The sequence below is a fragment of the Anaerovirgula multivorans genome (assembly GCF_900188145.1).
GTDB classification, from domain to species: Bacteria; Bacillota; Clostridia; order Peptostreptococcales; family Natronincolaceae; genus Anaerovirgula; species Anaerovirgula multivorans.
In genome coordinates this window covers 47,328-68,388 of record NZ_FZOJ01000001.1, presented here as the reverse complement: position 1 = coordinate 68,388, position 21,061 = coordinate 47,328, and the positions used below count along the sequence as shown (strand labels likewise).

General features: G+C 35.1%; 31 protein-coding genes. 1 reads left to right on the top strand and 30 read right to left on the bottom strand.

Annotation, left to right across the window (positions count from 1 at the left end; genetic code table 11):
- Positions 1–8 precede the first annotated feature (8 nt).
- The 5 genes from CHB72_RS00415 to CHB72_RS00395 form a co-directional block, all read right to left on the bottom strand.
- The gene (locus CHB72_RS00415) at positions 9–1,064 is read right to left on the bottom strand and encodes a type IV pilus twitching motility protein PilT (RefSeq protein WP_089280888.1); all 1,056 of its coding nucleotides are present in this window, start codon (positions 1,062–1,064) and stop codon (positions 9–11) included.
- A 15-nt stretch (positions 1,065–1,079) separates the two neighbouring features.
- Complete coding sequence (locus tag CHB72_RS00410; protein WP_089280887.1) at positions 1,080–2,783, bottom strand: GspE/PulE family protein; 1,704 nt, start codon at positions 2,781–2,783, stop codon at positions 1,080–1,082.
- A gap of 495 nt (positions 2,784–3,278) precedes the next feature.
- Positions 3,279–3,785 carry a YqeG family HAD IIIA-type phosphatase gene (locus tag CHB72_RS00405; RefSeq protein WP_089280886.1) on the bottom strand — a complete coding sequence of 169 codons (507 nt, stop codon included), beginning with the start codon at positions 3,783–3,785 and terminating at the stop codon, positions 3,279–3,281.
- Between the two features lie 106 nt (positions 3,786–3,891).
- Positions 3,892–4,326, bottom strand: a complete 435-nt coding sequence (locus CHB72_RS00400; protein ID WP_089280885.1) for a hypothetical protein — start codon at positions 4,324–4,326, stop codon at positions 3,892–3,894.
- Between the two features lie 313 nt (positions 4,327–4,639).
- Entirely contained in the window at positions 4,640–5,044 is a 405-nt protein-coding gene (locus CHB72_RS00395) for a sigma-70 family RNA polymerase sigma factor (protein WP_278277793.1), read from the bottom strand.
- 12 nt (positions 5,045–5,056) lie between these two features.
- On the opposite strand from CHB72_RS00395, the gene CHB72_RS00390 reads away from it, so the two are divergent.
- Positions 5,057–5,464, top strand: a complete 408-nt coding sequence (locus tag CHB72_RS00390) for a helix-turn-helix domain-containing protein (RefSeq protein WP_141131273.1) — start codon at positions 5,057–5,059, stop codon at positions 5,462–5,464.
- A gap of 10 nt (positions 5,465–5,474) precedes the next feature.
- Here the strand turns inward: CHB72_RS00390 and CHB72_RS26145 are convergent, their stop codons facing one another.
- From CHB72_RS26145 to CHB72_RS00270, 25 genes are all read right to left on the bottom strand, one after another.
- The gene (locus CHB72_RS26145) at positions 5,475–5,624 is read right to left on the bottom strand and encodes a hypothetical protein (RefSeq protein WP_176431113.1); all 150 of its coding nucleotides are present in this window, start codon (positions 5,622–5,624) and stop codon (positions 5,475–5,477) included.
- Between the two features lie 79 nt (positions 5,625–5,703).
- Positions 5,704–6,342, bottom strand: coding sequence for a hypothetical protein (locus tag CHB72_RS00385; RefSeq protein ID WP_089280882.1), 639 nt, complete (start codon positions 6,340–6,342; stop codon positions 5,704–5,706).
- A 56-nt stretch (positions 6,343–6,398) separates the two neighbouring features.
- Positions 6,399–7,100, bottom strand: a complete 702-nt coding sequence (locus CHB72_RS00380) for an NlpC/P60 family protein (protein ID WP_089280881.1) — start codon at positions 7,098–7,100, stop codon at positions 6,399–6,401.
- Positions 7,097–7,504, bottom strand: a complete 408-nt coding sequence (locus CHB72_RS00375) for a phage holin family protein (protein ID WP_089280880.1) — start codon at positions 7,502–7,504, stop codon at positions 7,097–7,099. The genes CHB72_RS00380 and CHB72_RS00375 overlap by 4 nt, the downstream gene beginning before the upstream one ends.
- A gap of 112 nt (positions 7,505–7,616) precedes the next feature.
- Positions 7,617–8,375, bottom strand: coding sequence for a hypothetical protein (locus CHB72_RS00370; protein ID WP_089280879.1), 759 nt, complete (start codon positions 8,373–8,375; stop codon positions 7,617–7,619).
- An 11-nt stretch (positions 8,376–8,386) separates the two neighbouring features.
- Positions 8,387–8,632 (bottom strand): hypothetical protein, encoded by a 246-nt coding sequence (locus CHB72_RS00365; protein ID WP_089280878.1) that lies wholly within the window; start codon positions 8,630–8,632, stop codon positions 8,387–8,389.
- A gap of 14 nt (positions 8,633–8,646) precedes the next feature.
- Positions 8,647–9,189: a putative phage tail protein gene (locus CHB72_RS00360; RefSeq protein WP_089280877.1), complete on the bottom strand. Its 543-nt coding sequence runs from the start codon at positions 9,187–9,189 to the stop codon at positions 8,647–8,649.
- Entirely contained in the window at positions 9,182–10,228 is a 1,047-nt protein-coding gene (locus tag CHB72_RS00355) for a baseplate J/gp47 family protein (RefSeq protein WP_207652466.1), read from the bottom strand. Before CHB72_RS00355 ends, CHB72_RS00360 begins: the two co-directional genes overlap by 8 nt.
- A gap of 1 nt (position 10,229) precedes the next feature.
- Positions 10,230–10,532 carry a hypothetical protein gene (locus CHB72_RS00350; RefSeq protein ID WP_089280875.1) on the bottom strand — a complete coding sequence of 101 codons (303 nt, stop codon included), beginning with the start codon at positions 10,530–10,532 and terminating at the stop codon, positions 10,230–10,232.
- On the bottom strand, positions 10,522–10,944 hold the full coding sequence (locus CHB72_RS00345) for a DUF2634 domain-containing protein (RefSeq protein ID WP_207652465.1): 423 nt from the start codon (positions 10,942–10,944) through the stop codon (positions 10,522–10,524). Before CHB72_RS00345 ends, CHB72_RS00350 begins: the two co-directional genes overlap by 11 nt.
- A complete protein-coding gene (locus CHB72_RS00340; RefSeq protein WP_089280873.1) occupies positions 10,925–11,332 on the bottom strand; it encodes a DUF2577 domain-containing protein in 408 nt (135 codons plus the stop codon). The genes CHB72_RS00345 and CHB72_RS00340 overlap by 20 nt, the downstream gene beginning before the upstream one ends.
- On the bottom strand, positions 11,332–12,327 hold the full coding sequence (locus CHB72_RS00335) for an XkdQ/YqbQ family protein (protein ID WP_089280872.1): 996 nt from the start codon (positions 12,325–12,327) through the stop codon (positions 11,332–11,334). The genes CHB72_RS00340 and CHB72_RS00335 overlap by 1 nt, the downstream gene beginning before the upstream one ends.
- A 2-nt stretch (positions 12,328–12,329) precedes the next feature.
- Complete coding sequence (locus CHB72_RS00330; protein ID WP_089280871.1) at positions 12,330–12,743, bottom strand: hypothetical protein; 414 nt, start codon at positions 12,741–12,743, stop codon at positions 12,330–12,332.
- A complete protein-coding gene (locus CHB72_RS00325; RefSeq protein ID WP_089280870.1) occupies positions 12,736–14,379 on the bottom strand; it encodes a phage tail tape measure protein in 1,644 nt (547 codons plus the stop codon). The genes CHB72_RS00330 and CHB72_RS00325 overlap by 8 nt, the downstream gene beginning before the upstream one ends.
- A gap of 157 nt (positions 14,380–14,536) precedes the next feature.
- Positions 14,537–14,920, bottom strand: a complete 384-nt coding sequence (locus tag CHB72_RS00320; protein WP_089280869.1) for a phage tail assembly chaperone — start codon at positions 14,918–14,920, stop codon at positions 14,537–14,539.
- Positions 14,921–14,935: 15 nt separating this feature from the next.
- Positions 14,936–15,355, bottom strand: coding sequence for a phage tail tube protein (locus CHB72_RS00315; RefSeq protein WP_089280868.1), 420 nt, complete (start codon positions 15,353–15,355; stop codon positions 14,936–14,938).
- 17 nt (positions 15,356–15,372) lie between these two features.
- Entirely contained in the window at positions 15,373–16,431 is a 1,059-nt protein-coding gene (locus CHB72_RS00310) for a phage tail sheath C-terminal domain-containing protein (RefSeq protein ID WP_089280867.1), read from the bottom strand.
- Positions 16,432–16,446: 15 nt separating this feature from the next.
- Positions 16,447–16,866, bottom strand: coding sequence for an HK97 gp10 family phage protein (locus tag CHB72_RS00305; RefSeq protein ID WP_089280866.1), 420 nt, complete (start codon positions 16,864–16,866; stop codon positions 16,447–16,449).
- Positions 16,867–16,870: 4 nt separating this feature from the next.
- Positions 16,871–17,305, bottom strand: a complete 435-nt coding sequence (locus CHB72_RS00300) for a phage tail terminator family protein (RefSeq protein WP_089280865.1) — start codon at positions 17,303–17,305, stop codon at positions 16,871–16,873.
- 4 nt (positions 17,306–17,309) lie between these two features.
- The gene (locus CHB72_RS00295) at positions 17,310–17,633 is read right to left on the bottom strand and encodes a phage head closure protein (protein ID WP_089280864.1); all 324 of its coding nucleotides are present in this window, start codon (positions 17,631–17,633) and stop codon (positions 17,310–17,312) included.
- Between the two features lie 8 nt (positions 17,634–17,641).
- Complete coding sequence (locus CHB72_RS00290) at positions 17,642–17,938, bottom strand: head-tail connector protein (RefSeq protein WP_089280863.1); 297 nt, start codon at positions 17,936–17,938, stop codon at positions 17,642–17,644.
- Positions 17,913–18,095 carry a hypothetical protein gene (locus tag CHB72_RS00285; protein WP_089280862.1) on the bottom strand — a complete coding sequence of 61 codons (183 nt, stop codon included), beginning with the start codon at positions 18,093–18,095 and terminating at the stop codon, positions 17,913–17,915. Before CHB72_RS00285 ends, CHB72_RS00290 begins: the two co-directional genes overlap by 26 nt.
- Before the next feature lie 13 nt (positions 18,096–18,108).
- Positions 18,109–19,248, bottom strand: coding sequence for a phage major capsid protein (locus tag CHB72_RS00280; protein WP_089280861.1), 1,140 nt, complete (start codon positions 19,246–19,248; stop codon positions 18,109–18,111).
- 3 nt (positions 19,249–19,251) lie between these two features.
- Positions 19,252–19,839 carry an HK97 family phage prohead protease gene (locus CHB72_RS00275; protein WP_089280860.1) on the bottom strand — a complete coding sequence of 196 codons (588 nt, stop codon included), beginning with the start codon at positions 19,837–19,839 and terminating at the stop codon, positions 19,252–19,254.
- Positions 19,817–21,046 carry a phage portal protein gene (locus CHB72_RS00270; protein ID WP_089280859.1) on the bottom strand — a complete coding sequence of 410 codons (1,230 nt, stop codon included), beginning with the start codon at positions 21,044–21,046 and terminating at the stop codon, positions 19,817–19,819. The genes CHB72_RS00275 and CHB72_RS00270 overlap by 23 nt, the downstream gene beginning before the upstream one ends.
- Between the last annotated feature and the right edge of the window lie 15 nt (positions 21,047–21,061).

The following is a 21,061-nucleotide window of genomic DNA, read 5'->3' as shown; positions in this document are numbered from 1 at the left end:
AGTAGATGTTATATATTCATTTGACGATTGACCATGTCCACATCCACAGCATATTTTTCAAGTGTTTCTCTACTAATTATTCTGTTTTGGCACAAACTCATCAGTGAAGCATCCATTGTCTGCATACCTAATTTTCCTCCTGTTTGAATTACTGTTTGCATCTGATGGGTTTTACCTTCACGAATCAGGTTCCTAATAGCAGGATTGGTAACCATGATTTCAAAGGCAGCAACTCTGCCAGAGCCATCGGCTTTAGGTAAAAGCTGTTGGGAGATGACACCCTCCAGTACAGATGAAAGCTGTATCTTTATTTGCTGCTGTTGATGAGATGGAAATACATCGATAATCCTATCTATTGTTTTAGCAGCGCCGATTGTATGTAGAGTAGATAATACCAGGTGACCTGTTTCAGCAGCTGTAATGGCAATGCTTATGGTTTCTAAATCCCGCATCTCTCCTACAAGGATGACATCAGGATCCTGTCTCAATGCAGCTCGTAATCCATTGGCGAAGCTATAGGAATCGTTCCCTATTTCTCTTTGGTTTACAACGCTTTTGTTATGTTTATGCAAATATTCAATAGGATCTTCAAGGGTTAAAACATGCTCTGTTCTGTTTTCGTTCATATAGTTTATCATAGCTGCCAGTGTCGTTGATTTACCACTACCAGTAGGGCCTGTCACTAAAATTAATCCCCGTTGCTTTTTTGACAACTCCGTAATAATTTGTGGCAAATGCAATTCTTCAATCGTGGGAACTCTAAAAGTTACCACCCGAAGAGCCATACTATAGCTTCCTCTTTGTTTGTATGCATTTACCCTAAATCTGCCTAAGCCAGGATTTGAGTAGGAAAAGTCCAACTCACCCTTTTCTTTAAGCTGCAACATTTGATCTGAAGTCATCATTTGTTGGACCATATTTTTCGTATCTTCGGGCATAAGTTTTATTTCGTTCATCTTAATTAGTTTTCCATTTACTCTGATGATAGGAGGTGATGCAACTGTCAGATGCAGATCTGATGCCTTTTCTTCAACTGCTTTTGTTAATAGTTCAATTATATCCAATCCACTTCACCTCACTTAATAGATATCAACACTATAGGTTACCCTTAATAGTTCATCAATTGTAGTGGTGCCATTTAACACTAATAACCTACAAGATTCAAAAAGAGTTAACATTCCATTTTCGATTGCTTTATCTTTAATTAAATCATTCTCAGCATGCTTATTTATTAAATTTCGGATTTCTCTATTCACTGCCATAATTTCATGAATGGCAGTTCTTCCTAAATAGCCAGTATTATTGCATGCATTACATCCCTTTCCTTTATGCAATACCCTTCTATGCAGCATCTCTTCATCTTTTAACTTCAACAACAGCATCTCATTCTCAGTGGCCTTGTATTCCGTTTTACAATGCACACAAATTTTTTTTACAAGTCGTTGAGCTATGATTCCCACCACTGCAGAAGATAGCAAATAAGAGACTATTCCCATGTCAATCAATCTTGCAATAGAACTGGTTGTATCATTGGTATGTAATGTACTCAAAACTAGATGTCCTGTAATCGCAGCCCGAACTGCTATTTGAGCTGTTTCAGCATCCCGTATCTCACCAACCATGACGATATCTGGATCCTGTCGGAGGATGGATCGAAGTCCTCCTGCAAAGGTTAAACCTGCCTTATTGTTAACCTGCACCTGATTTATTCCATGTAATCTATATTCAACAGGATCTTCCACTGTAATAATATTTTTATCAATTTGATTCAACTCTTTTAATAAAGTATATAAAGTCGTAGTTTTTCCACTTCCAGTTGGTCCGGTAACGAGAATAACCCCTTCAGGATTTTTAATAATGTTGTTAAAAAGCTTTAAATTCTGCTTTGTAAATCCAAGCTGTTCTTTTTTTAGAACAATATTGCTCCTATCTAATAAACGGATGACTATCTTTTCTCCATAAACTGTAGGCAAAACAGATATTCGCATATCAACGGTTCTATTTTCTATCATGATTTCAACTCTACCATCTTGAGGAATTCTTTTTTCAGAAATATCAAGCTTGCTAATGATTTTGATTCGTGTCACAATAGCTGAATGCGTCGTCTTTGCTGGTGTCATTATTTCTTTTAAATCCCCATCTACACGAAAACGTATCCTCACATTTTTTTCAAAAGGCTCTATATGAATGTCACTAGCCTTCATCTTTACCGCTTGATTGATAATGCTATTTACTAATTTTACAACTGGCGCATTATTAATATCATCTTGAAGCTGATTGTCTTTTTCATCTATTTCGTCAGGGTGTTGTTGTATAGTAAATTCTTCAATGGCCCGTTCAGCTACTTCTTTATTATCGAAATATTTGTTCATGGCTGTAATGATATCATTTTTAGTTGCTATGACTACATCAACATCTAATCCAGTTGCTAACTGAACATCATCTATAGCCAACAAATTTAATGGGTCAGCCATTGCAACAATAAGTTTGTCTCCGATGATATTGATGGGTATTAATAGATGCTTTCTTGCCAGGTTTTCACTGATTTTTTTGGGTACACTTGGGTTAATATAATACCGATTTAGATTCATATGAGGTACACCTAATTGAAATTCAAGAACTTCAATTATCTGACTTTCAGTAATAAACCCTTGTTCAATCAAGAGTTCTCCTAATTTTCCCCCTTTTTTCTTCTGAAGATTGAGGGCAATTTTTAATTGTTCTTCGGTGATTAGTCCAGAACGAACAAGAATATCTCCTAGACGCATATTTTTACTAACCATGATTAGTCCCCTCTGCTATTAATTCGTTACTATAGAATCACTTTGCTTTTAACAAAAAAATAACGGCTAACAATATTGTATTACTGTTAGCCGGTTACGCCACTACATCCCTACAGCATAAAGCGTCCAAATATAGCTGAAGTTCATCTGTTCTAAATTATTCAATTAATAATCTTTTAAAGTATTTTAAAATAAATCCTCCATAGCTTAATCTAAAATCCTCTTACAATTTTCTAAAATGTAAATTACACCAAAAAGCTTCTAAATAATGATATCGGCACCATACATCTAAAATAACGTCATTAATTTTTAGGACTAAATGATCATTGACATTATTTTTTTAGCAATAAATTAGTATTCTACAAACAATTGTAAATTCCTCCAAGTATTGTTTATATTTTTATTTTTTGTACTAACTTTTTCCTTCTGTTCTAATTTATGACATAAAAAACACCTCTCAAAAGAGGCATAAAAAATGCATATGATTAGTTGATATTACCTATCTCCCCTATGATCTTTTAATACTACTCTTAGCACATGCCTTTCAATCTTTCTTACAAAAGTTGTCCACCAAAACTCTTTACTTTCTATAGGGACAACTAAAACAGTAACTAACCCCATTCTATTACCACCTAATACATCAGTAAATATTTGGTCACCTATTACAGCTGTATTTTTAACATTTGTCTTCATAAGCTCCATAGCCCTTTTAAAAGAACCTCTTCTAGGCTTTGTAGCGCGATGAATAGCCGGTAGTTTTAATTCTTCATTAAAGGTTACCACCCTATTCTCTGTATTATTAGATACAAGGCAGACTTCAAACCCTTCTTTTTTTAAGTTTAGCAACCAATTTTGGGTTTTGTCACTTGCATATTTAATATCCCATGCTACTAGAGTATTATCAATGTCAATAATTAATCCTTTAATCTGCTTAGTCTTTAACTTCTGTAAATCTAAATGTAATACTGACTCCACATACAAGTCAGGCGTTAACAGTTTCATATCCTCACCTCTTTTTCCTCAGCTATTTTATAAAAAGTTATACTAGTATTATTTGAAAAAGCAGCTCCATTTAAACCTTAAACTTCTCTGCCCACTATAAAAGCTATTATTTCTTTTTATAGTCCTTAAAACGCATTTTTCCTATTACATCATCATTTTTTTCGAATATCGCTAAGGATTGTTTTGCTAGTTCTATTTCTTTTTGTATTGCAATTTCACAAATTGGACAGTATTTGTGATGAGCGGACAACAGCAGGCAGCCGCATCTTAAACATTCGATATTTAAATATTCGTTGGGTATTTCTATAAGTCTACCATCTCTGACGAAGTTATTGATAACATGTGCCGATATTCCTAATCTTTGCTCCATTTCATAAGCAGTTGCGCCAGGATATTCTCTCAAATATTCTCTTATTTTATCAAATACTTCATCTATTTTCTTTATACAATCTAAACAATATTCATGGAGAGAATTCTCATGAATGAATGCTTTGCATCTTCTACAGGTTCTAATAGCTTTCGGTGTTTGACTTTTCATCATTGGATTCCCTGCCTTTTAAAATGATTTTGAGTAAAATATAACTGTTTGATTTTGAAACTTAGGATTATTATATCATAAAATAATTGTTAAACATTACTGTTTATTAAATATCCTACCATATATCTAGTAAATTTTTTAGCGATATCATTTCCATGGAAATAAGTAAATTTCAACATTTGACTACCTTTTTCTACAACCTTTTATGAAATTATTATTATTTTATTATAGTTTTCTCTAGATTCGACAGTGCTATAGCGTAAAAAAGCAAAAAAATATCTAGACAGCTGAGGAGTCTAGATATTCATAGCTTGATCTATTCTTTATAGTCGAAGGCTTTATAAAGTTTTTTAATAGCTCTTTTTTCTATTCTTGAAACATAAGATCTAGATATTCCTAACATCTTTGCTATTTCTCTTTGGGTTTTACTACCACCGTTACATATACCATATCTTAGTTCTAAAACCATAAGCTCTCTCTTTTTTAATACACTAGACATTTTTTGATATAACTTCTTAATTTGCATTTTCAATTCTACTTCGTTCAGTACCTCATCAGGTTCTGTGCCTAGAATGTCAATTAATGAGATTTCGTTTCCTTCTCTATCCACTCCGATGGGATCCTGTAGGGATACCTCTGTTTTGATTTTTTTGCCTGCCCGTATCGTCATTAATATCTCATTTTCTATACACTCATTACGGAAACATTTTATTATAGTCAAACTGTGAATCTATTGAATAATTTAGACTCTTCAACTGTTGGTGGTAAAATTAAATATTACAGATTATTAAACGGCTTATTACAGGAAGATTTATGTTTTAAATCTGGACTTAATCGTACCACTATAATAAGATATGAAAACGATCAAGTTATACATTCTTTAGAGATTTGCAATAAAATTGCTGAAGCTTTAGAAATAGATCCATTTCTTTTATATGATGAATATTTGGCTTTTATAGCTTCTGATTATGGTTTAAAGATAAGGAGATTTCGTAATAAAAATAATCTTACTCAAATAGATCTAGGACAAGCTTTAGGGGTGCATAAAAAAACAATTTCGCGATGGGAAAAGGAAAAAATTTACCCTACTAGAGAAAACTATTTAATTTTTAAGGAATATATTAAAGGCTCTAATAAATAGACAAGAGCCTTTAATACATAATCTTTGTTAATCTATTCAATTCTTCAATACCATATACTTTTTCAACTAATTCAAAGTATTTCTTTTTATCGATAGCTATAAATAATGTAGGCAAAAATTTTTCAAAAAACTGTGCTTGTGACATATCTAATAGCTTCAAATGATCTTCTCTGTAAAATTTGTCTTTATACTGCGTAAGCTGATAATAAGGTGTATCACAAAAGAAAAAGCTACCTTTGTTATTTATTATTTTCGATATAGGCTAGTATAGAAACTAATTCTTGAGCTTTTCCGAAAAAATCTTTATAAAGAAAACCATCTTTTTTATGTTCTGTACCGTCTATGAAATTGAAAGGTATATGAGGATTATCTAAATCATTAACTGATATATGCACTGCTAATGATGTGCACGTTGATTTGTTTTTTCGCTTTCCAGACATTCCTACAGCGGCTCCTACTACACCAAAAGTAGCGGCTCCTACCGCAGTTGCTACTCCTTTACCCCCTGTGACCGTGTTGCCGTCTTCTTTTAGTTCAAAATTTAACAAATCAGCATAATTGTAAATTTTTAGTTCTTTCTTGTTGCCATAGGCAAATTTTTTATTCGTATTGTCAACAAAAAAAGTATATTTAGGTAGATTTAAACTTTTATTTATCTCAAAACCTTTTTCCTTTAACCTGGTTTCTAACACACTAGGCTTCTTAGACTCACTATGCTTTAACGGTTCGCCGATTTTTAATGCCACAAATATTACTGCTCCTCCTATTCCTGCTAATAGGATAGCTGATCCAAACGAATCACTTATAAGCATAAGTCCCGCTAGAATTAATAACACCCCTACAATAATACCTATTACTTTTCCGATTTTCTTTAACACAGTTTATCCCTCCTTTTTGTATTATTTTACCACACAAAATAAAAAAAGGGTAGAAATTAATCTACCCTATCCATCTTCTGCAACATCCTCCAGATTTCCTCCCTAGTAGCGGTATCTTTTGGTCTTGATCCATCACTGATACCATTGTCCATAGCCCAATTTCTAGCATCAATAGCCCATTGTGGAGATTCTTGTTTTTCCCCTTCTTCTTTTAGAACATAGGTGATATAAGGAAGCTTCCCATGTTTTGTCCATCTTCTTCCATTCAGTCCACTGATGCTTCCAAAATTAAGACAAGCGGTAACCTGAACATTATTTCCCCAGCTTGGTGTTGCTTCAATGACTTTTCCATCTCCTATGTAGACACCAATATGGCCATCCATCCAAACTGCTGAACCAACTTCTATTTTAAAGAAATCAGAACTGACATCAACTAACCTAGTTAACATTCCATTTGCTGAAACATCAGGAACCCCATTGATGTTGTAAGCTGCACCACCATTTAATTTTGAATGATCTCCATTCCAACCCCAAAGAATACCTTTGATCAGGTTCACACAATCAAATCCAAAATATCCCTTGCCGATCAGCTTCCTAAAATTAGCTTGTCTTTGTGTAGTATACCATGAAGGATATTGTTTTGTTTTAGTAGCAATGATCGATTCTGTAACTGGTGAACCGAATACACCCCACATGTAGACTGTTTTATGGTTCTTGACCACATCATGAAGCTTTTGAATCAATTCATAGTTGTTCATCTATTGCCTTCCCCCTTATCTCTCAAGATTCCTACTGCCTTTTCGAGCGGACCAGGTATGTCTAGTCCTACTCTTCCTGCATTCTCTATAATAGAAAGTAGTTCATTCGCTAAGTAGAAAAACATAGTTGCATCTCTAATAACATGAGTGTCTCCTAAACTCATGTCAACCAAGTTTGCAACAGCTACCAGGGCAAAAATAAATACTTTCTTTGCTATCCCTTTCATTCCTATGGAACTTGATAACCTTCCCTCAATCGCCGCTGCAATAATCCCTGAAAAATAGTCTATTATCACGAAAACTAAAAGTACAAATAGCAAATGAGACCACCCTCCTAAAATATATGATATTGCTCCCCCTGTGGCTGCTAAGGCGGTTTTAATAATGTTTCCGACATTGTTCATATTTTTACACCTACTTTCTTAAAATAAAAAAGAGCCTTAGACAGACTCATCGCTATACCCCCACTAACTGGGTCTATGGTTAAAACTGGTTTCATGTTAATCCCTCCCTCCTCTATACTAGCGCGTAATCTACTGACGCGTGTAAATCGTACGTAGAACCGTGAGTGTGTCGAACTCTTATCTTTAACGAGCTTTTAAAGTAAGTGTTAAATAAGTAGTCCGCTATCCTGTCACGATCATAGCTACCTCCAAAGGGTGCTAACCCCCTTGTACGTGATGTATCCCGCGTTGTTTCAGTCACTGCGACACCGTCTACCGTGATCTCGTACTGTAGATATTCGTTATAAATCGTGATAAAAGCAGACAGTCTGTTTAATATCCCTTTTCCAGTTATGTTTAACACGGTATACCATGTGCCGCTAACAGCGTCTGACTGCTTAAAATCTACACTTCTTGGCTTAGTTGGTTGTATCAAATTTGCTGTTAATGTGTTTAAAGCCGCTCTTATATCCTTTAGCTTCGCGTGTGTACTCCCAGTTGCGCTACTTGCATCTGAGTTTGAACCTACATTTGTATTGATTGTATTCGCTGTCGTTTGTGCCGCTCTGCTGGATATTGTTGTATCGATTCTATCTCTATGAGTAGTTGTTGCTCCCCAAGCCGCTTGTCTTGACGATATAGTTGTGTCGATTCTATCTCTGTGGGTAGTTGTACCTGGCATTCTGCTCGAAATTGTGTCGTCTAGTCTGTTTGCTTGTGTCTGCGACAATACATTTGCTTGCCTACTTGAAACTGTTGTATCAAGATTAGTATCTACTTTAGTTTTTATTGCCTGTGAAGTTGTTTCTTTTGCGATACTTATTTCTGCCATTCTTATACCTCCTAAATTGGTTCATATTCAAAAACTAATCCACCGTCCACTACCTTGAAACCATATTTGTACGTTGTAACTCCATCGGTCATTCTATGCGGCATAGGATCAATAATATGGTTTTGAAAATTTTCGGCAAAATCTAAGTTTTTCATTGCTGAATCTATGATATCCATATTACTGTTTATTACATTTATATTTGCATTATCCGTTAGGTCTGGTTTCTGCAAATTGTAGTTAGTTGTATAAGTCGCCATCCTGTATCACTTCCTTAAAAAATATTTTCTTCTAATACTTCTCTCCATGTATAATCGGTTAAATAACCCCAAGTTACTGTATTGACAGTAGCCCAGATATTATATAAGAATACATATAGTACTGCCAGGTGGGCGGGTTTGATTTCTTCTACAGCTATCTTGACATCTTCTATATTTTTAGGGGTACCGACCAAATCCACGAAAGTAATTGTGATGGTGCTGTTTTCGAATATTACATCTACAGTTCCTCCCGCCCAACTACCAACAGTGGATTTTATCAGATCAATACCTACTCTGCCCTGACCTCTTAGTTTAGCTTTAATCCTCTCTGCTCTTTCAGTTGAAGGTTTTTGCTTATCAACAGGGATACCAAGGGCTCTTTCATATACCTCAAGTCCCCATGTTGCTGTATCGATAGCTAACTGTTTTTTGAGGTCAGCTATAGCCTCTTCTCTATTGTGTATCTGCTCTGACTGTGCTTTGAATATTTCTTCATAGATTTTGCTTTTTTTCATGAAGGGTTGTAAGGTCTTTATCATTTCTAGTTCATTAGACAACGTCTAGCACCCCCAATATAGCAACTTCTTCATCATCTATTGTTACGTTTGAGGTTCCTCCGTTAAGTGTTAAATTTGCATAATCTGCTACTCCTTCACTGTTAAGGATAGCATTACCAATAAGAGCATAACTCACAAAATCCTCTTTGAAAGCTATGCTCTTTAGAAACTCTACTATGTTATTTTCTATATTTTCTGTCACTGTACTCAGTACATAACCTGTTTTCAAGGTGATTCCTACAGAAATGTCGATATTGAGTGCACTAGCACTAATTGCAGTGCAGTAGGCTCCTATAGGAGCTTCACCTTCCCCTAAACCAGCAGAATCAGGATCAATATAGTTTTGTACAGCATCTACTACTGTTTGAGTAGCTGGTTGTCTGTCGCTATCTATTATCACAACTTTTACAGTATTTACACCGTTCCACAGGGGGAACACTTTGACACCCCCCACACCTTCAACCTCTTTAGCCCATTGTTTGTAATGCGCTATATTTCCGCTAGTTGCGGGTTCTCTAAGTTTTTCATAATATCTTTGGACTAAATCTGTATCTGATTCTTCATCAAAACCTCCTGATCCAACATCAGGATTTATTACTGTTGTAAATCCAGCTATGGTAATAGGAAACAAAGTAATTGTTTCAGCAGGTACATTTCCAGCGGAACCAGCAATTAGAGCTTCTATTTTTACAGTGCCGCTTGTTACGATACTTTTTGTTTCTGTAGCTCTGAATTGTATCCCTCCTGGTGTCTCGAATAAGTCTCCTATGTTGATTGTACCTGTTCCTGTAACGGTAACAGAACCAGTAGCCTTGATTGCTGTCCTTCTATCTAATCCTGTGATATCTCGTACTCTTGTGGTTAGCTCATCCCCTGTTAAGTTAGATGTGATAAACATTTCTTTTGCTATCGTGATGCTATCATCTAATTTTGACAGCTGTTCTGCAACTGCTGCTAAAGAGTCCCATATAAAACTCCCTTCTCTAGTGTCATATTTATTCGAAACAGCTTCAAGCATCGCTTTCAAAATCTCTTCCATGCTAATCAACCCTTTCCTCTAGGACTAGGTTATATGGTCTTTGCTCCATCTGGTTGAAATACTCTGCAATCTTCTCCATTACTAATTTCTTTATCTCTCCGTTGTGTATAGGTTCCGGGAATAAATCCCCATAGTGTTGTGCATATACATTTTGTCCTCTTGCTGCTGTTGCAAATATATTTGAAACCACTTGATTGGCTGTTTCTTCTGCCAACGGATCAATAACTGCTGTAAATATCCTCATTACGTCCTCTTGTGTTAACTTTGATTGTAAAATTTCTTTAAACGCTTCTTTATGTTGCATTTATCGTCACCCCTGCATTTCCATAGATTGTTGAAACGTCAAAATTCATTGTTAATAATTCACCGTCTAATTCAAAGTCAAAATTACTAACACCTGTTATTGCTTCATTTTTTAGCAGTGTTTCTTTTACCATTCTCTCTAATTCTGATTGTACATAATCCCTGTCAAATACAGTACCTATCATTGAATGATGTTCAGAACCATAGTTTGTATAAAAGGATGTATTTGCTTCGGTTCTAATGGCTTTTTCTATCCATATTTTAATGTAATCTAACCCTTCTACTTCTACTAATTTTCCATCCCTTAAAACAAAATCCCCCATTTTGAAGTCCCACAAAAAAGACTTATGCACGACAGGAGATTCTTTTAGTTCTGTAACTCGAAACTCTAATTTACTTATCTGAGGTAACATCAAACCTCACCGCCTTGTCTATGATGTACCAATTCTTGAAATTATCGTCTGGTACCATGATAACCTCATCCCCCACGTTTAACGTGTCTGTAAAGGTAAAATTACCAGAATGATTTAAATTTTTTAAAATAGTATATTGACTATATTCTTCCTCCTGAGGTGGATCATCTGTATGAGTAGTAATAGTACCTGCACTACTACTAGAAAACTCTCTAGCATGACTCAATACACCTCTAGCTATTATAAGATTCTCTTCTTCAACAATAATTTTTTCGCCCCATTGTATCCTAAATGGATTAACTCCAATCACTTTTCCAATAGTAATATTAATGTGCGTTGGATTGTTTCTATCTGTAAATAGCTTAGCCATCTTCTCTAAATTTGTCATTATATCACATCCTCTGGTAATGTTAATGTTAAATTCATAATGTGTTGTCCTTGGTTCACTTCATGTTTACACTCTGTAATCATATATCGACCTTGCATTCCTGTAAGCGGTTCTACTACATCAAATAGTCTACCTGCCTTGAATTTTACATCACCCATCAATGTTATTGAATTAGTTTCATGTATCTTATTTAGCCTCTTAAGTAGTATTTTTGCTACTTGCCTAGCTTTTGCTGAGTCCTCCGCATCGATTTTAAATGTTTCTTCTAAAAGACCATACCTTGAAGCATTCACTGTATCCTGTTCTAATGCTATAGTCTCAAAGTTATCCTGTTCGGTCAAAATTATCTTAATTCTATTTCTCATATCCTCTATATTTCTTGTTCTCTCTGCTCCCAATGGATTGGAAAGTATATTATATTGTTGCACATTCTCGGAAATTTTGAATGTACCTATAACAATCATATCCATCATATTTTCTATATATATTTTTCCTTCTCGTAACTCTGTCAATACTTTATTGCCCGTCTCCCTTTCGAATTGCTTTATAATATCTTTAATTATTTCAGCAGGTGATTGCTGGATATAAACTTTATTAATTTTGGTTGACATAGTTAATATATTGCCTATGGGCATTCCGAAATCATTCAGCACCCTTTCTACTGCCTGTTTAGCACTTAAATTGAATTGATATACACTCTTCGATTTTCCAAGGTACCAGGCATAATCGTATGCTGTATAGCTTATATTCCCCCGTCCGCTTAGGTTTTCATTCACCACAATTCCTCTGTTGACTTCTACTCCCTCTTTTAGAATGACTACAAGGTCCCCCAATTCTATTGGGTTAGCTGGGAAATGTACTGTATCATTCCATATGATTGAGAATTCAATGACAGATCGTAAGGATAAATTAGAATCCCATGATACACTAGAAATCAAAGGTGTAATATTATATGCTTTTGATGCATCATTTTTAATTAATCTTATTTCAAACATATTTATTCCACCTTTATAAATGTAAATTGTTTCAGTGATAAACTGTAGTATACATCTTTATCTTTGCCAATGCTGTATGAAAAAGAATCTATTGTGGCGGGCATATTGATTATCGTTTTACCCTCCTGTGTTACTACAAGTCTAATAGAGAATCTTCTTTCCTGCCAAGTTTTAATTTTTTCAACATACTCCATCCCCCATAAATCCCTATTATGGAGGAAAGGGTAGTCTCTGACAGGAAAGAAAGAATTTAACTCTATAGAAGATAGGTTTTTATTCAGAATTAGATTGAGATTTTGGTACATACCCTCAACTTCTGTATTAGTCCAACTCTCTTTTATCTCCAACTCTGGAGGGGTAACAGGTAGAAGCAAAATTTCTTCGTTATTATTGATTGATAGGTACACTTTAACCATATACTACCCTCTCCAATCTAGGTAATAAAGTATCTGCTATTGTTTCTGCAGTCATATCTGAGCTAGAACCTTTACTCATTGCACTGGTGTTTTTATTTGTAGCACTAGTGTTTTCTTCTACTGCTTCAGCTAATGCTCCCAGAGCCTTTGTCTGTTGCTCTATTTCTTTTTCTTGTTTCTTGGCTCTAGAATCTTTAATGGATGCTATGCTATCATCCGAAAACCTTTTGAACTCTACTTCACCGAAAAATTCTTTCTTCTCCCACGCTGGCTTTTCCATAGAAGATTTTTTGCCAGAAAAACTAACACCAATTTCTTCCTTGCCTAATGCGCCAAGTACAGCATTTAAAGGAGCGGCCATCTTATTTACACCATTTTCTGCCATTGTTATTACATCATTCCACATGTCATGGAAAAAAAATTTTATGCTTATTACTGTATACTCGAATGTGCTTAGTAAGGAATTAGCCCCACCTATCATAGTGTTTATCCCGCTTTCTGTGTATGCCGCTATTGCATTCCAAGTTTCCATGAATTTAAGTCTTAATAAGTCTTTGTTTTTTCTCACCAATACTATAACTGTAATCAAACTAACCATAAGACCTATTGCAAATCCAATAGGGTTGGCCATTATGGCGGCAGTAAAAGCTTTAGTACTTATTGTAGCAGCTATAGTAGCTAACTTATAAGTTACAAATGCACCGGTTAAACCTACTATTACAGGGGCTAGTTGTTTAGTAGTATCTATTGTAATCTCAAGGGTATCTATAAACCTTTCGACACCACCGCTATCCACCCACTGCATTATACTGACTGTTATTTTGTCAATCCCTGCTTCTATTTGGGGTAAATGTTCCATAAACGCGGCGGCCAACTGCCCTTTAATCTGTACTATTACCTTACCAACCTTTTTTTGCATGTCTCCTATTGAGTTGTTCATCTGCTTCCATCTACCCTCGGGTGTGGCGGCTAATGCTTTGTTTACCCCACCTACGTTCTGAGCCAGTACTTTCGCCAACGTTGCGGCCCTTTCTTCTTCTGTGCCGAATTTTAACACTTTCTCTTGCGCTTTCGTAAAAGAGATACCCGCTTTAGAAAGTGCCCCAACCTGACCGCTCATTACTTTACCCACCTTATTACCTACATCGACCATGTCCTGTTGAGTGGCTTCCAGACCTTTGGTCTGCGCTACAAGGTCCAACATTCCTTCAGTAAGAGTTTCTATTGTATCGGAAGTTACATTAAAGGTAGCTAATTGTTGCATACCCGCGATAGCAGTCTCGTTACCTACAACCCCGACATCCTGTATAGTGTTAGCATACTCTATAAGCCCTTGTATCTGTTCATCTGTAGCCCTACCTGTAGCCGCAAATACCGCCTGTAGTTTAGTCTCTGCTAAGGATTGCGCTTTATATGCTTCTTCGAGTTTTTTCATGGCCATAATGGACCCTAAGAGAGCGGCACTCGTGGCTACTACTCCTAGCATACCTCTTTTTATACCGAACCAGGTCTTTTGCGCTTGCTTGTGTAAATCCCTTTTGTTTTTAGCATATTTTAGAGTGGACTTGTTTATTTTTGACATGGTAGGGGTTACCTGGTCTTTTAGGGTCATCCGTCTTTCTATTGCTTTAGACATTACTTATCACCCCACCTCTTTACTTCTTCTTCGTAATATTTCTCCATGCTAGACATATAAAGTAATTTTTCACTAAAATCAAGCTCCAGTAAGTCTTTTAGCTTATGACCCTTTTGAATGTAGTGATGCAGAAAATAGAATTCTACATCACTACTAATTAGTTTTTTATATCATTTACAACCCTTTTAACAGAATTGCCATATCCTGCTAGGGACATAATTTCTACTGCAATACCACTAATTTCTCCAGGGGCAAAGATATGCTCTACAATATCCAGGGGTTCTACGCATCCATAAGCTTCTTGTAGTTCTTTATCCTTTAAATTAGGCTCTTTTGTGCATTCTAGAATAATATATTTATCTGCTCTAGTAGCATCATTTTCCCCTTGAGATTGTGCTTCTAATATTATATCTGTAGAAGGAGCCTTCACAACAATTTCACTATCTAAAGATTCTACATATAGTGTTGCTGGTTTCTCTTTCTTATTTTTTAAGTCATTTTTTTGTTTAATAAGTTCTTTAATAGTAAGTTTTTTAGCCATTTTATTTTATTCCTCCTATATCGTATCTACCAAATCGTAATCACTAAAAGCAAAAGGTATTTCATTTGTTATTGTTGTTTTCTGCTCAAAATTCATTAAAATGAAAGAATCGAAAGTTACATCATACAAAGCTACTCTTTCAACTCCCAAAGCATCTGGATCTGCTAATTTTCCAACAACTTTCATGCGGGGTACTATGCCATTTTTTACAGCATTTGCTGCTTTCTTAGCTACTCTACTGTTAACTTTCTTTACAGTCATACTTCCAGTTCCGTTCCATCCTGTCTGTTTTTTGTGGGTAGCAAGGGAACCAGCGATATTCACATCTTCATAGTCAATATTCACTGTAGCAGAAAAACTGTCTACTTCTCCCCATAGTTCATTATCCACCCACACAGAACCATAAGAACCATTGATTACATTTTTAACATCCATTTATGCTAGTCTCCTCCTTAAATTAAAGTAATGTTCATTACAAGGTCTTCCATGGCATCTAGAAACTTAAATGTCCCGCTAAGATATACATTTGACTGGAACGTCATTTCTTTGACTTTTTGGTCATCCCAATCCTCTGTATTTGTCCCTATACCTTCCCATGCAAGCCTTTGTTTTTCTATATCTACATCTACTCTGTTATCAAATGCACCTTCAAGAACATTTCCCGTTAAACCCTTAAGGTAAGCATTTACAGCGGTTATAAAAAGTACCTGGTTATCATAACTATTAATTACCTTTCCTACATACTCATCGTTGAAGGTTGTGGAAATATCTTCTTGGATAAGGTCCATACCCTCTACTAACTTAATCTTCTTAAATTGAGCTGCCTTCGTTACAGTACTTGTAGTTAAGCTGTTTACCCCACGTCCAATCTTGATTTTGTCATTTTGTTTGATAAGGATTAATTGACCATTGTCTATATCATCATCTGGATTTTCATGTTCTGTGATATCATCTATCTCAGTTAATTCAAAATACGTTGATGATCTATCAAGACTTAAACCCGCTAAAACACCCGCAATTCTAGCAGTGTAATGCGTAGCTTCGTAAATATTTTCTCCTACCTTGATTCCTGTAGTTGTAAAATTTACAATTGCCTCATGGTCAGCGGCACGATTAGGAAGTACAGCTTTAAATGTCTTTTTGTTATTTTCTCTTTGGCTTTGTATCCAGCTAGATATATCTGTTGTATCCCCTGTCTCTATGCCCGGCACCGCTAACCAATTCCATTTCCTATTTTGCAATGTATTCAATTGCTCATTGTAATTTGTATCTTCTGTGCTGCCTCTGACAACAATTACTTTTGAAGGTATCCCCATAAAAGTATCCTTGATATACTGAAGATTAGTTGCCGTCCAATCCTCATTTTCCACGTCTGCTATAGTCTTGTACTCATACACTGTCTTTGCTTGTGTATCGTCTCTTAGGATCAATGCCACAATCCCCCGCTGGCTTCTCTGTATAGCCGATACTGCCAATGTGGAAAACCTAATATCTATCTCAGGTAAACCCATTCTACCAACTCCCTTTTATAATTTATCCAAAATCTTATCAAACTCTTGCTCTATTATCTTATCGTACTGTGATCCTACTTCATTTTTGGTTCTATCAAATACAAATTTCCCTTCTACGAAACCAACCTCTCTGCCATCTTTAGTTACTTGCCTATGTCCACGCTCAATCAAGTGTCCATGTGGTGCAATTTTACTTGATATATATACCCTCGCTGTCAAATCCCCATCTTGTTTAAATACTTTACCACCTTTTATAGCTTTGTAATAATTACCAGATTTCTTTCCTACATCTTGTTTAGCCCTTCTAAGTACTATTGTTTTTGCCCTATTTTTAGCTTTTCTGAGTACTATTTTAGCTTCTTTTGGAAAGTTTTTTTCAAAGTAGCTAAGTGTGTCTCTAAACTCATCCATGCCTTTATCCTCAATTTTAAACATGTTATCAACTGCCTTTCAGATACAATTCTTGCATCTTTTCTTTTCCTTCTCCATCGTCTTCTTTGTGTTTATCATAATACTCTACATCGAAGGACATTTGAAGTACCCCATCAGTGATATAACTCTCTATCCCCTCAACTATTTTTAAATATCTGTTATTTATCTCAAACCCTTCTCTGAATAAATCCTCTATCTCTTGTTGTTTCTCTAATACTTCGAGTTGGTATACGTATCTATCGGAGGGGAAATAGTATATTCTAACAGTTAAACTTCTTTTGCAATTATAAAGATAATCTGTTCTAGAAACATTATCAAACTTCACATAAAAAGAAGGTCTATCAAAACCTTCCTCTACGTCATTACTATTTATTTCTATATCCGTATACTTTTCTATTAATTTTTCATCAATAGTTGTTAAAATTTGTTCTAGAGTTAACATGTTCCTACTCAACCACCTCCGATACATATATTTCAAGTTTTTCATGTTTCTCATAGGGATCTAAAATATACTTAATGTCAAATCTTCGACCTCGGTACTTTATATGCATGTTACTTTTTAAATCATTCCTATATCTAACTTCAATTTTGTGGGTTATTTCAGCCTGCTTAGTATCAGCGGGAGCCGAAAAAGATTTTCCTGTCTGCGGAATTATAGCAGCCCATAGTTTTGTCTTAAATTTATCCTTTTGTACGGTCTGTTTTAGATCGTTTAATTCTTTTACTTTATACCATACTTCAATTCTTTTATTTAACCTGCCTGGATTCATATTATCACCTACAGTAGATTGACTGAATGCATACCAAGAATCGTTTCAACTACTTTATTTAAATTACCTTTCTCAATATATATTTGTCTATTGTCATACATATCCTGACACAAAATCATTACTACAATATGAAAATCTTCATGTGTATCTATTTTCTCTGTGGTTAATCCTGTATATGATTTAATAAATTTTTTAGCTATGTTTAATAAGCTATTTAATTGATTCAATTCATCCTCAGTTAATTCTTCATGTTCGAGCCGTAAATACTCAGCTACCTCTTTATTTGTTATTTCGCTTACTTTCACTGGATTTCACATCCTTTTTAGGTCTCTCTGATTTGATTTCTTCAATGTATCCAGCCTGTAGAAGATCAAGGAGTATAGCCTTATCGCTACACTCCTTGATCTCTCCCTTATACATTGAAAAAGTACCCGAAAAACTCACTAGTGCCTTAACTTTCATAATCTACCTCCAATTATGTTGTTTTCATTACTAACTTAGCAATTTTTTGTGAATTTTCTACCTTAGAATCAATCTCAATCCAACCAACTACTCCTATAGCATGTTGTGTAGCAAATTTTTCTCTAAGTACTTCTATATTCATATTTTCTGATAGCTTAACAGCTAGTCCATTCATATCCCCATAAAAGATAGCGGTCTTTCCAGCTGCCATCGTAGGCATGTTATCTGATGTGTATACATCTTTACCTAATAAAGTATAACCCCACTTGGCATTGAAATCTTTTTGTAATAGGTAAGTTCCGTCGCCATCTTTTAGCTTTCTTATAGCTTTTCTAGTTGCTCTATTCATGATCCAAATGGCACTACCTTGATATATGTCTGGCACTGCCTCTTGCAGATCTATTAACTCGTCAGCAGTAATTGCTGTTGAGCTAGCAGCATCTACTTTTTGAGTTACTGTAGATAATCCTTCTATCTTATTGTCGGTACCATTTAATAATTCATTTTCAATCCATTTAGAGATAGCATCGGCCATAGCACTAACTACAAAGCTAACTATATCAAATTGAGAGTTGTTTATTAAGGACTTTGATACTTTACTTAATACTCCAGCTAAGAAACCTTTAAGTTCAATGCTTAAGAATTTTCCTGATGTAGATTCTAGCTCTTGGAACTCTGTAGCGTAAGCCATCTCTATTTTCTGTGTAGCCTCATCATAATATGGAATATTTAAAGTTCCACCTATATTGTATCTGGTAGCTAATTGATAGATAGGACAAATGTCGTATACCTTCTTTATAATTTTGTTTGCAATAGATGAAGGTACAACTGCTCCGTTATCGCCAACAGTTAAATTAATGTCTGCTCTTTCTTCAATTACTCCACGAATATAGCTTGCAAAAGCTCTCTCTTCTGCTTCTGCTCTTTCTTCTACCCCTACATTTTTCTTTGTATCATCAATGACTTCTAGGCTGCTTGCTCTCTTTTCTGCTTCGATTGTTGTGTCTAGATCTTTAATTTCTTTCTCTAGATTGTTGAATTGTGTCATTTCTTCCTCTGTCATTGCTCTTTCCTCTGTCTTTGCCCTATCAAGTAATGCTTTCATTTCAACTACCTTATTGTTTCTTTTTTCTAACAGTGCTTTTAATTTCATAGATTATCTCTCCTTTAATTGTAATATTCTATTTTCACATTCTGAATAATTAATTGTGTCCTTCTTTGCTTCTGTTAAATCAATTACTGCAGTATCGCATTCAGAAGTTCTTATTTCAACTTCTTCCTCTTCTTCTGCTCTTAACTCAATAGATGTGGATGAATACACTGGCATTTTTCTTAATGCTAAGGTTATTTCAGTCATAACAAAGTCCTTAACTCTTCTTAAAGGCAGTTTACCAGTTCTCTCTTCTATCTCATCTACAACCTTCATCATATTAAAGCTCCAACCTTTTAGCTTTCCTTCCTTTGCTCCCTGGATTACTTCTTCATCTAAAATAGCCGCCTCTGCTCTTAATCCAACTTCATCCTCATATACTTTTAAACTACCTTCTTTTGTGGATGCTATCTTTCTTTCATGGTCTACTTTTAAATCAATATTATCTACTTTCCCAATAGCTCTCTGAAAGGCTCTTTGTTCAATTACCTCAATAACTTTGCCACGTGGAGTAATTACTGGCCTGCTTTCTCTACCAGGTACATTCACATAACCAACTATATGTAATCCATCAGCTCTGATTTCCGCTTTCATCGTCCTCACCACCTTTCAAGTTATCAATTTGCTTCGTTTGATCCGTATTTGGAGTATAGATTGTTTTAGTTTTTGGATCATACAAGACTGAATCAAGCCCTAGTTTAATCCAATTTAGGTCTAATGCAGGTAAGTCTTCCATATATCTAACTTCATCAATTTGCATAAAATTTGCATCTATTGCTGTCTTATAAGCATCAAACCTTTCTTTTATATCGCCTTTAAGCATTTCTTTGGTGTCAAAGGCAAAATAAAAAGAACTCTTCTCATTTTCGAGTAGAAGTTCTCTATTTAAAGCGCATTCTATTGTTTTTAGTACAGGCATAACACCCATTTTAAAAGCATTTGTATATTCCTTGGATGTTGCAGTGCCTCTAATAATGTTTTCAGGTATATTAAATAATTTACAGATTTCAGCTGAGTTAGTCTCTTTGTTTTCATTTAATTGCATTTCTACAGATGTATTTGAAGCCTCTTGAAATTCTAATCCTTCATTGAGTATTACAACATTTTCACTGTTATTGCTGTATAACCTTTTCCAGGCTTCTTTAAGTTTGTCCATTGATTCCTGCGTTAATTTTTTAGGTGATTTTACAAACCCTTTTTTATTACCGCCTTTTTTTACAAGCGTTTCTTCAAATAATAAGGAATTATATGCTACGCTTAAGATTAAGTTATGCTCTTCAATAATACTTTGACCTTGAGTTCCATCTTTTGTATTTCTCAAAACTTTTATAAACTCATGGGGCCAGTAATCTCTTCCATTTACAAGAATTCTATAAGACTTAAAAATTGGATCAGTATTTTTAATCGTTGATATATGGGTTTCATCAACATAATGCAAGCTTACAACATTGTTTAAATGTCTATTTATATAGGCATAACCACCTTTTCCAAGAAAGTAATCTGTTATAAGTGCTTTCCAGAACTGTACTGCATCAAGAGTATCTCTAGTATCATCATTTAGCAAATCTGTTCTTGCATCATTTTTCACCTCCTCAGCTTTCCCTCCAACGTCTTTATATAGCTTTATAGGTAACATGGAAACTGTATCTGCGATAAACTTTATGCAGCTCTTTACAGAAGGTATATTCAATGCTTCTGTTTTATTAATTGTAGTGCTACCTAGTAAAGCCTGGAGGAGTGCAGTATCAACCTCAGGAGTTATTTCCTCGGTTCTTTGTTCTTTCTGCCATGGCCATCTCAATTTCTCACCGCCTTT

What these genes read in the sequence shown, in the direction of transcription:
- CHB72_RS00375 (WP_089280880.1), bottom strand. Translation starts at nt 7,504, where the DNA reads ATGAACAATGTCGGAAACATTATTAAAACCGCCTTAGCAGCCACAGGG.
- CHB72_RS00380 (WP_089280881.1), bottom strand. Translation starts at nt 7,100, where the DNA reads ATGAACAACTATGAATTGATTCAAAAGCTTCATGATGTGGTCAAGAAC.
- CHB72_RS00300 (WP_089280865.1), bottom strand. Translation starts at nt 17,305, where the DNA reads ATGTTAACTCTAGAACAAATTTTAACAACTATTGATGAAAAATTAATA.
- CHB72_RS00345 (WP_207652465.1), bottom strand. Translation starts at nt 10,944, where the DNA reads ATGTTACCTCAGATAAGTAAATTAGAGTTTCGAGTTACAGAACTAAAA.
- CHB72_RS00320 (WP_089280869.1), bottom strand. Translation starts at nt 14,920, where the DNA reads ATGGCTAAAAAACTTACTATTAAAGAACTTATTAAACAAAAAAATGAC.
- CHB72_RS00405 (WP_089280886.1), bottom strand. Translation starts at nt 3,785, where the DNA reads ATGAAACTGTTAACGCCTGACTTGTATGTGGAGTCAGTATTACATTTA.
- CHB72_RS00285 (WP_089280862.1), bottom strand. Translation starts at nt 18,095, where the DNA reads ATGAAAGTTAAGGCACTAGTGAGTTTTTCGGGTACTTTTTCAATGTAT.
- CHB72_RS00315 (WP_089280868.1), bottom strand. Translation starts at nt 15,355, where the DNA reads ATGGATGTTAAAAATGTAATCAATGGTTCTTATGGTTCTGTGTGGGTG.
- CHB72_RS00340 (WP_089280873.1), bottom strand. Translation starts at nt 11,332, where the DNA reads ATGACAAATTTAGAGAAGATGGCTAAGCTATTTACAGATAGAAACAAT.
- CHB72_RS00305 (WP_089280866.1), bottom strand. Translation starts at nt 16,866, where the DNA reads ATGTTTAAAATTGAGGATAAAGGCATGGATGAGTTTAGAGACACACTT.
- CHB72_RS00410 (WP_089280887.1), bottom strand. Translation starts at nt 2,783, where the DNA reads ATGGTTAGTAAAAATATGCGTCTAGGAGATATTCTTGTTCGTTCTGGA.
- CHB72_RS00355 (WP_207652466.1), bottom strand. Translation starts at nt 10,228, where the DNA reads ATGGAAGAGATTTTGAAAGCGATGCTTGAAGCTGTTTCGAATAAATAT.
- CHB72_RS00325 (WP_089280870.1), bottom strand. Translation starts at nt 14,379, where the DNA reads ATGTCTAAAGCAATAGAAAGACGGATGACCCTAAAAGACCAGGTAACC.
- CHB72_RS00370 (WP_089280879.1), bottom strand. Translation starts at nt 8,375, where the DNA reads ATGGCAGAAATAAGTATCGCAAAAGAAACAACTTCACAGGCAATAAAA.
- CHB72_RS00275 (WP_089280860.1), bottom strand. Translation starts at nt 19,839, where the DNA reads ATGAAAGCGGAAATCAGAGCTGATGGATTACATATAGTTGGTTATGTG.
- CHB72_RS00365 (WP_089280878.1), bottom strand. Translation starts at nt 8,632, where the DNA reads ATGGCGACTTATACAACTAACTACAATTTGCAGAAACCAGACCTAACG.
- CHB72_RS00350 (WP_089280875.1), bottom strand. Translation starts at nt 10,532, where the DNA reads ATGCAACATAAAGAAGCGTTTAAAGAAATTTTACAATCAAAGTTAACA.
- CHB72_RS00310 (WP_089280867.1), bottom strand. Translation starts at nt 16,431, where the DNA reads ATGGGTTTACCTGAGATAGATATTAGGTTTTCCACATTGGCAGTATCG.
- CHB72_RS00280 (WP_089280861.1), bottom strand. Translation starts at nt 19,248, where the DNA reads ATGAAATTAAAAGCACTGTTAGAAAAAAGAAACAATAAGGTAGTTGAA.
- CHB72_RS00335 (WP_089280872.1), bottom strand. Translation starts at nt 12,327, where the DNA reads ATGTTTGAAATAAGATTAATTAAAAATGATGCATCAAAAGCATATAAT.
- CHB72_RS00400 (WP_089280885.1), bottom strand. Translation starts at nt 4,326, where the DNA reads ATGATGAAAAGTCAAACACCGAAAGCTATTAGAACCTGTAGAAGATGC.
- CHB72_RS00295 (WP_089280864.1), bottom strand. Translation starts at nt 17,633, where the DNA reads ATGAATCCAGGCAGGTTAAATAAAAGAATTGAAGTATGGTATAAAGTA.
- CHB72_RS00330 (WP_089280871.1), bottom strand. Translation starts at nt 12,743, where the DNA reads ATGGTTAAAGTGTACCTATCAATCAATAATAACGAAGAAATTTTGCTT.